Consider the following 8,813-nt stretch of genomic DNA (forward strand, 5'->3'; position numbering starts at 1 on the left):
TAAACCCATGGTCCGGGGCTCCATCACATTGATCGTGCTGGCATTGGTTATGCCGTCGCTTGCGGCGGCGGAGACCATGAGCTTTGGCGATTCGATCGGGAAGCTGGCGGCGAGTTGCGGCGCGGAAATCGTCGCCAATTGCCGCGGCGTCAACCCGGACTCGACGCGGCTGAAGGAGTGCCTGTCGCGCAACCGCGACGTGCTCTCGCCGCAGTGCCAGAGCGACTATCTCGGCACCTTCGACGCCATCCAGAAGCGCATCGCCGCGCGCGTCACGGTGGCGAATGCCTGCCAGCGCGAGATCGTCAAGGTCTGCGGCGGCTCCACCAAGGAGACCAGCAAGTCGATCCCCTGCCTGGTCTCGACGCCCAAGGGCATCAGCAACAACTGCCTGAAGGCCGTCGACGACGCGGGGTATCGCTGATGCGCGCGAAAGGGCTCTCGACCGCAGGACTATGCGCCGCGCTCGGTCTCGCCTTGGTCGCGGGCGTCGCAAGCGCACAGACGGCGGCTCCGACCCGCGACGACATCGTCAGCAAGCTCAACCATTTCGAGGAAGCAGGCGAGGTCGACCTTCCCGCGCTGAAGCAGCAGGTGATGGAGCGCGCCAAGGCCAGGATCAAGAACGATCCGGGCCCGGTCAACCGGCCGCCGATCGCCCCCGACCTCGCCAAGCTGGCCGCCTTCAACGCGCAGATCCAGTTCGACGCCGACACGCCGATCATCCAGCCGGCGTCCTACCAGACCGTCGGCCGTATCGCGGACGCGCTGGTTCACTCTTCGCTGCTGCCCTACACCTTCTTGATCGTCGGCCACGTCGAATCCAATTCGAAGACGCGCGAGGCCAACGCGATCCTGAGCCAGCGCCGCGCCGACGCGATCCGCGACGTGCTTGTGAACACGTTCAAGATCTCGACCAAGCGCCTGCATCCGATCGGGCTCGGCGAAGAGCAGTTTCTCGACCGGGCCAAGCCGACCTCGGCCGTCAACGGCCAGCTGCAGATCCTAACCTACGCCAAGCTGCCGGACGACGCGCCCGCGCATCCGGCTGCGACACCTGCGCCTGCGGCGAAAAAGCCCGCCAAGAAGCGGTAAGCTGCGGCTCCCCGGCGTCCGACGGAACCCTTTGAAGTCCTGATCGTTTTGTGAACTGTCCCACAGCGCGACGGTATGGTCTTGCGCGACAATAGTGCCGGTTTGTGCACTGCCCTATCCGGTGCTATAGCCTCTGTTCGTCCTTCCCCGACCCCGTTGTGCATGAGACCAAGATGGGTGGCTTTTTTCAACGCCAACTTGCCGTTTATGTCGAGTACCATCGCGATCCCCGGAACACGGCGATGCATGTGGTGGGCATCCTCCTGCTGTTCACCGGCGCGGTGATGCCGCTGACGCTGGTGAAGGTCCCGCTGTTCGGGTCCGAGGTCAGCCTGGCGGTGATTCTGGCCCTGCCGGTTCTGGTCTATTGGCTGCTGCTCGATGTGGCGCTCGGGATCGGCATTCTGGCCGTCTCCATCGTGCTGTTCACGGTCGCGTCGACCATTGCGGCGCAAGTCAGCACCGTGACGATGTGGGCGATTTTTGCCGCCCTGGTCGCGCTCGGCCTCGCCGCGCAGGCCATTGGTCACAAGATTTTTGAGGGGCGCGAAGCCTCGTTATTCACGTTTCCGTCGCATCTTTTGCTGGGACCGATGTTTGTCATGGCAAAATTGTTCATTGCACTGGGCTTCCGTCGCGACCTTGCCGCGATTCTGGCGCCTCTTCCGACCAATTCCCTTTCAACCCGATAGCTCTAGAAGCGAAACAGTAAACCTTCTGCATGGCTCTCGTACTGGTTACCGGTGGCTGCGGCTTCATCGGACATCATCTTGTAGAAGCGCTCCGCGCCCGTGGGCAGCGGGTGCGCATTCTCGATGTCCGGCCGCCGACTGCTGCGAACGCTGAAGTCGATTTTGTCCATGGCTCGGTGCTGGATTGCGCCGCGGTCGATACCGCGCTGTCCGGCGTCGATCAGGTCTATCACCTCGCCGGCCTGCCCGGCATGTGGGTGGCGAACAAGCAGGACTTTCACGACGTGAATTGCCGCGGCACCGAGGTCGTGCTGGCGGCCGCGATGAAGCGCGGCGTGTCGCGCTTCCTGCACTGCTCGACGGAATCGATCCTGTTCCCCTATACCGACCTCAAGGGCGCCCCGGCCGAAGAGGCGCTGCAGCCGGCCGACGCGATGCCGGGCGCCTATACGCGGTCGAAGTCGCTCGCCGAGCATCATGCCGCCAAGGCCGCTGCGGAGGGCTTTCCGCTGGTGATCGGCACGCCGACCATGCCGATCGGCGCCGCTGACCACAATCTGACGCCGCCGACCGCGATGCTCTGGTACTTCCTGCAGAAGAAGGTGCAGCCGCATCTCAACTTCCTGGTCAATCTCGTCGACGTCCGCGACGTCGCGACGGGCCTCGTGCTGGCCATGGAGCGCGGCCGCATCGGCCAGCGCTACATCCTCGGCGGCGACTGCGTGCCGCTGGGCAACATCCTGCGGATGATGTCGGCGATGAGCGGCCGCCGGCAGTTCCCGGTCGTCGTGCCCGGCAAGATCGCCGAGCTCTCCGGCATCATGCTCGAATATCTGGCCGACAATTTCACGCGCCGCCCGCCCAACGGCACCGCCGAGGGCGTGCGCATTGCGCTTGCCGCGAGCGACCTCTCGATTGGCAAGGCGCGCACCGAGCTCGGCTATTCGCCGCGCCCGATCGAGCCGGTCCTGCGCGAAACCATCACTCATCTGCTCGCCCGCAACGGCCAGCAGCCCTCCGGCGCCATCGAGCATCACGCGCTCTCCTCGCGCGCGGGCTGAAGCCGCCGCCTAACGCAAAGAACCTTCATGTCCTTCGATTTCAGCAAGCTTCTCTCTGTGGCCTGGGGTGGCTGGACCACGGCCTGGCCGACCGAACTCCTGGCCCTGATCTGGCTCGCCTTTCTCCTCAGCTGGATCGGCGCCTCGTTCTGGCAGGGACGGACCAAGAAGCAGGTCATGACGTTGGAGTCGCAGCGCTACAGCCTGCCGATCCTGGTCGGCGGCATCCTGTACACTCCGTGGATTGCCGAGCTCCTGGGCTGGAAGCCGCTCTGGGTGCCCGGCAACACCGGCGTCACCGTCGCCGCGATCCTCTCGATCGCCGGCATCGCCTTCGCCTGGTGGGGGCGGCTGCATCTCGGAAAGTTCTGGTCCAACACCATCACCCACAAGGAAGACCATCGCGTCATCGACACCGGCCCCTACGGCATCGTGCGTCACCCGATCTACACGGGGTTGATCTTCGGCATGCTCGTCACCGGCATCGCGATCGGCTTGGTCACGACGATCCTCGGCGCGATCCTGATCTCGCTCGGCATGTGGCAGAAGGGCCGGATGGAAGAGGTGTTCCTGTCGAAGGAGCTCGGCGAGGACGCCTACGGCGCCTATTGCCGCCGCGTGCCGATGATCATCCCGTTCCTGTCGCCGCGGTGACGGGCATAGCAGCTCGCGCCACTCTCGTGTCCTGGAGGCGCTGCAACGCGTAGCATTGCTGCGCAGAGCCGGGACCCAGATCGTGACACATCGCATGGCGGTGAGAAGGGCCCCGGCTCTGCAGCGCACCGCGGAAGGCGCGCTGCGCTGCGTCCGGGCGCGAGCGCACGTTTCCACGCACCAAGGAACCGCCCCTCCCCACGCCCGTTAGCCCTCGACAGCTGCACCACCGCAGAGCATCTAGCCGAGAATAGGCCATGTCGGACGCCTACGATTATTTCCGCGCGCATGCAGTCGCCGCCGTTCGCAAGGCGCGGGCGATGCCGCCTGGGCGGCCGAAGCAGAAGCAGCGCACGGTGGCGCGGGTCTATCATCTGCTGTCCAGGGAAGCCGCGCTGGCGCCGAACGTCCATCATCTCGATGATTTCCGCGCGGCACGGCGGCTGGAGCGGCAGATCGGCCGCTAATCTCTGTCCATGCAAATTTGGTCATCTGCCATTCCGCGGGAATAGACATCCGTCCGGTTCCGCGACGGTTGACCTTTTTACCGCCAGCCAGTTGGATGCGCGCGCAACGAGGCACGACGACATTCTATCGTGGATCTGGAGAGGTCGACGATCAGGCCTGAGCCCGCGCGGGGTTTTTGGCGATCCGGCGTTGGACTGTGCCTTCAGGGTTCGACAGGGGCTTCTCATGACCTTTTCCAGTATCTTCGCGCAGTTCGTCGCATTCGTCGGCGGCATCGCGCTGCAATGGCGCAAGATGACAGGCAACGAGCCACCGCCCGCCTGGGGCCAGACGCCGGCCATTCCCGAGGCGAAGCCGCAGGGCGCGATTCCGACATTGAAGATGCCGACCGCGCGCGGCTGGAGCGAGGGCCACAAGCCGACGGTCGCACCCGGGCTCAAGGTCAACGCATTCGCAACCGGCCTCGACCATCCGCGCTGGATCGAGGTGCTGCCCAATGGCGACGTGCTGATCGCGGAGGCAACGCAGATCGCAGGTGCCCCGCGCAGCGTGTTCCACTACGCGATGCAGGCGACGATGCGGCGCGCCGCCGCGCTCGGCGTGTCCGCCAACCGCATCACGCTGCTGCGCGACAAGGACGGCGACGGCGTTGCCGAAGTGCGCGGCGTCTTCATGGAGAACCTCAACCAGCCGTTCGGCATGGCGCTGGTCGGCGACACCTTCTATGTCGGCAACACCGACGGCGTGATGGCGTTTCCTTACCTCGCCAATGCCGACCGCATCACCGCGCCGGGCAAGCGGCTCACCACCTTCAAGCCGGCCGGGCACTGGACGCGCAGCCTGCTCGCAAGCCCCGACGGCAAGAAGCTCTATGCCGGCGTCGGCTCGCTCAGCAACATCGCCGAGATGGGCATGGAGGTCGAGGAAGGCCGCGCGGCGGTCTATGAGCTCGATCTCGTAGCCGGCACGCATCGCATTTTTGGCGCGGGCCTGCGCAATCCGGTCGGCCTCGCCTGGGAGCCGAACACGGGCGTGCTCTGGACCGTCGTCAACGAGCGCGACGGGCTCGGCGACGAGACGCCGCCCGACTATCTCACCTCGGTGCGCGACGGCGGCTTCTACGGCTGGCCCTATTGCTACTGGGGCAAGACGGTGGACGATCGCGTGCCGCAGGATCCGGCGATGGTCGCCAAGGCGCTGCAACCGGACTATGCGCTCGGCGGCCACACCGCTTCGCTGGGCCTGTGCTGGATGCCCGCCGGCACCCTGCCCGGCTTCCCCGACGGCATGGTGATCGGCCAGCACGGCTCGTGGAATCGCAGCAAGCTGTCCGGCTACAAGCTGGTGTTCATCCCGTTCGAGAACGGAAAGCCCTCCGGCCCCGGACGCGACATCCTGTCGGGCTTCCTGTCCCCGGACGAGAAGGAATCCTACGGCCGCCCCGTCGGCGTCGTGATCGGCCCCGACAAGAAGTCACTGCTGATGGCCGACGACGTCGGCAACGTGATCTGGCGCGTGACGGGGGCGTAGGACAGCGGAATGTTGAGGTAGGCGCTCCGGGCTCGCTGCACCTCTCCCGCTTGCGGGAGAGGTCGGCGCGTTCGGGGCGATGCGAAGCATCGTCCCGCGCGCCGGGTGAGGGCTTTCTCCTCTGGGGGAGTGTCCCGCTGCGGAAACACCCTCTCCCCAGCCCTCCCCCGCAAGCGGGGGAGGGAGCGCACCCGGTGTTCGGGCTAACGAAGTCTCACGCCATTCACGTCCCCACACACAGCGTGGCGCGCTGCTTGCGCAGCAGCGCGATCACGGACAGTGCGGTGATGATTCCGGTCTTGGGATTTTCGGACGGGATGTTCTCGATCGACATCGAGAAGCGCGCCGAATCCGCCTCGACGTCGACGCGATGAACATTGCGCGTCACAGTGGGGTCGGCCCAGACCTGCATCCGGGTGCGATCGGGGCCGATGCCGGCCAGCGACAACGCAACAGCGACATTGACGTTCGCCGGAAAGCCCTTCGCCGCTTCGCGGGCAGTCCCTTCGAACAGTTTGAGCGGCTCGCGCAGATTGTCGATGTCGATGTTGTTCTGCACGATGAACGGCGCGCCCTTCAGCCCGTCGATCGGCTTGCGCGTGACCATCTTCACCGAATGGATGGTGCCGATGGCGGCCGCGTTGACGGCATCGAGGCCGATCAGCGCGCCGGTCGGCACGATGATGCGGCCGCCATTGGCGCGGGCGAGATCGACGAGATCGAAATTGTCGAGCAGCCCGCCGACGCTGACCACGACCGCGGCCCTGCCGCGCTTCACCGCGGGCTCGACGATCGCGCGCAGCTGGCTGCTCGGCGCACATTCGACCACGATATCGGCGGCCTCGCCGAGCTGGTCGAGCGGCAGGATCGTCGGCGGACGGCGAAGACTGCTGATAAAGGCCTGATGCTTGGCGGGGTCGCGGACCGCCACGGCCGACAACGTCAATCCCTCGATGCCCTGATCGAGCGCAGTCGCGATCTTGGTGCCGATCGAGCCCAGCCCCGCGATGGCCACCCGCAACTCGCCCGACGCTTTCCGTTCAGTCATCGTATCCACCGTTTGTCCAGGCCGATGTCATAGCCGCTCACGCCTCCCGCGCATAGCTGCGCAGGCGGCCCTCCAGAACGGCCAGCATGGCATCGCGGGCCGGATCGCGCGAGCCGCGCAGCCAGGCTGCGGCGAGCGGCAGGCGGCCGATGGGGCCGCTCTGCCTCGGCCGCAGCGGCACGAAGCGGACGCCTGTCGCCGCCATCCGCGTGGTCCAGCGCGGCACGATCGCGACCCCGAGCTTCGTTGCCACCAGGTTGATGATGGTCTGCTTCTCGTCCGCGACCTGCACAATGCGCGGCGTCAGGCCGGCCTGCTCGAACAGCTTTGTCGTGAGGTCGTGGCTGTGCGGCCGCGAGCGGCGGTCCGGCACCAGCATCGCCTCGCCGGCGATGTCGGCCAGCGTGATCGATTTGCGCGCGGCCAGTACATGCCGTTGCGGGAACGCCACGATGGCGGTCTCCTGGAGCAGGTCGCGGAATTCGAGACGCTTGTCCGCACGGTCGGGCGGCCGGACGAAGGCAAGGTCGAGCGCGCCGGTCAGGATCTTCGGCAGCAGCCGGACGGTCTTGTCCTCGAGCAGCTGCACCGCGATGTCGGGATGCCTGCTGCGGAAATCGCGCAGCAGCGGCGGCAGCAACCCCGCCGCCGCACTGTCGATGGCACCGACCCGCAGCCGCGGCGCGGCCCCCGCGCGCGAGCGATTGCGCAGATTGCTCTCGACCGCCTCGACCCTCGCGAGGATGGCGCGGGCATCACGCAGCAACGACGCGCCATCCTCTGTCAGCGACACCGCGCGCGTGGTTCGCGCAAACAGGCGCGTGCCGAGGTCCTCCTCCAGCAGCCTGATCTGCCGGCCGAGCGCGGAGGGCAGCATCTGGAGCTGCTGTGCCGCGCGGCCGAAATGCAATTGCTCGGCCGCCGCCACGAAGCATCGGAGCTGATGCAATTCCATTCGGATCCTTTCGTCCCTCTCCCCGCGAGGATTATATCATTTTTTTGTATAAACCAGCGCCAATTGAGTATGCCTCCTGCCCTCGCCTAGGCTCAGTGCCGGCGTGGACCTCTCACGGTCGGCCAGCACAACGATAACCAGATATCGAGGAGGCCAGGGTGGCGAGCGAGATTCAGACGCGCGTGCTGCGCAAGATCACCTGGCGCATCGTCCCCTTCATCATGCTGCTGTACTTCGTGGCCTTCATCGACCGCGTCAATATCGGCTTCGCCTCGCTGACGATGAACAAGGACATCGGCCTGTCGCCCGCGGTCTACGGCTTCGGCGCCGGCATCTTCTTCTGGGGCTATTTCCTGTTCGAGGTGCCTTCCAACATCATCCTGCACAAGATCGGCGCCCGGATCTGGATCGCGCGGGTGATGATCACCTGGGGCCTCGTCTCGGCCGCGATGGCGTTCGTGCAGGGGCCGACCAGCTTCTACATCCTGCGCTTCCTGCTCGGCGTTGCGGAGGCCGGCTTCTTTCCCGGCATCATTCTCTATCTCTCGTACTGGTTCCCAGCGCGCCAGCGCGCCGCGGTGACGGCGCTGTTCATGGCGGCAGCCCCGCTTTCGACAGTGCTGGGATCTCCGATCTCCGGCGCGCTGCTGGAGATGGACGGACTGCTCGGTTTCAGGGGCTGGCAATGGCTGTTCGTGCTGGAGGCGCTGCCGGCCGTGCTGCTCGGCTTCGTCGTGCTCGGCTTCCTCACCGACCGCCCCGAGAAGGCGAAATGGCTCACTGAAGACGAGCGGCGCTGGCTGGTCGAGACCATGAACGTGGAGACCACCAGCAAGGCCGCGACCGCGAGCCACAGCATCTGGCGCGGGCTCGCCGATCCGCGCGTGCTGGCGCTGTCGCTGATCTATTTCGGCACCTCGGCCGGCCTCTACACGCTCGGCGTCTGGGCGCCGCAGATCATCAAACAGTTCGGCCTGTCCTCGCTCCAGGTCGGCTTCCTCAACGCGCTGCCGGCCACCGCCGCCGTCGTCGCCATGATCCTATGGGCGCGGCATTCGGACCGCACCGGCGAGCGCACCTGGCACGTCGTGTGGGCCTGCCTGATCGCGGCTGCCGGCCTCGCCTATGCCGGCCTCGCGGCCGGCGTCGTTGCGGTGCTGGTGGCGCTGACGCTCGTGAACATCGGCATCTCCTCGGCCAAGCCGCCGCTGTGGAGCATGCCGACGTTGTTCCTGTCCGGCCCAGCGGCCGCAGCGGGGATCGCCACCATCAACTCGATCGGCAATCTGGGCGGCTTCGTCGGCCCCGCC

10 protein-coding genes are annotated in these 8,813 nt (G+C 66.2%); 8 read left to right on the top strand and 2 right to left on the bottom strand.

The window, feature by feature from the left end; translation table 11 throughout:
- Positions 1-7: 7 nt before the first annotated feature.
- From A5906_RS33645 to A5906_RS33680, 7 genes are all read left to right on the top strand, one after another.
- Positions 8-424 (top strand): hypothetical protein, encoded by a 417-nt coding sequence (locus A5906_RS33645; protein ID WP_080139416.1) that lies wholly within the window; start codon positions 8-10, stop codon positions 422-424.
- Entirely contained in the window at positions 424-1,095 is a 672-nt protein-coding gene (locus A5906_RS33650; protein ID WP_080139417.1) for an OmpA family protein, read from the top strand. Before A5906_RS33645 ends, A5906_RS33650 begins: the two co-directional genes overlap by 1 nt.
- Positions 1,096-1,268: 173 nt before the next feature.
- Complete coding sequence (locus A5906_RS33655; RefSeq protein ID WP_080139534.1) at positions 1,269-1,787, top strand: Mpo1 family 2-hydroxy fatty acid dioxygenase; 519 nt, start codon at positions 1,269-1,271, stop codon at positions 1,785-1,787.
- A 29-nt stretch (positions 1,788-1,816) separates the two neighbouring features.
- The gene (locus A5906_RS33660; RefSeq protein WP_080139418.1) at positions 1,817-2,848 is read left to right on the top strand and encodes an NAD-dependent epimerase/dehydratase family protein; all 1,032 of its coding nucleotides are present in this window, start codon (positions 1,817-1,819) and stop codon (positions 2,846-2,848) included.
- Between the two features lie 27 nt (positions 2,849-2,875).
- Complete coding sequence (locus A5906_RS33665; protein ID WP_080139419.1) at positions 2,876-3,502, top strand: methyltransferase family protein; 627 nt, start codon at positions 2,876-2,878, stop codon at positions 3,500-3,502.
- A gap of 257 nt (positions 3,503-3,759) precedes the next feature.
- Positions 3,760-3,969: a hypothetical protein gene (locus tag A5906_RS33675; protein ID WP_080139421.1), complete on the top strand. Its 210-nt coding sequence runs from the start codon at positions 3,760-3,762 to the stop codon at positions 3,967-3,969.
- A 226-nt stretch (positions 3,970-4,195) separates the two neighbouring features.
- Positions 4,196-5,500 (top strand): PQQ-dependent sugar dehydrogenase, encoded by a 1,305-nt coding sequence (locus A5906_RS33680; protein WP_080139422.1) that lies wholly within the window; start codon positions 4,196-4,198, stop codon positions 5,498-5,500.
- Positions 5,501-5,723: 223 nt separating this feature from the next.
- On the opposite strand, the gene A5906_RS33690 is transcribed toward A5906_RS33680, so the two are convergent.
- Both A5906_RS33690 and A5906_RS33695 read right to left on the bottom strand, forming a co-directional pair.
- Positions 5,724-6,548, bottom strand: coding sequence for an aspartate dehydrogenase (locus A5906_RS33690; protein WP_080139423.1), 825 nt, complete (start codon positions 6,546-6,548; stop codon positions 5,724-5,726).
- Between the two features lie 37 nt (positions 6,549-6,585).
- On the bottom strand, positions 6,586-7,503 hold the full coding sequence (locus tag A5906_RS33695) for a LysR substrate-binding domain-containing protein (protein WP_080139424.1): 918 nt from the start codon (positions 7,501-7,503) through the stop codon (positions 6,586-6,588).
- A 158-nt stretch (positions 7,504-7,661) separates the two neighbouring features.
- Here A5906_RS33695 and A5906_RS33700 point away from each other — a divergent pair.
- On the top strand, positions 7,662-8,813 hold a 1,152-nt coding region (locus A5906_RS33700), incomplete at its 3' end, for an MFS transporter (protein WP_245327047.1).

It is taken from the genome of Bradyrhizobium sacchari (assembly GCF_002068095.1).
GTDB classification, from domain to species: Bacteria; Pseudomonadota; Alphaproteobacteria; order Rhizobiales; family Xanthobacteraceae; genus Bradyrhizobium; species Bradyrhizobium sacchari.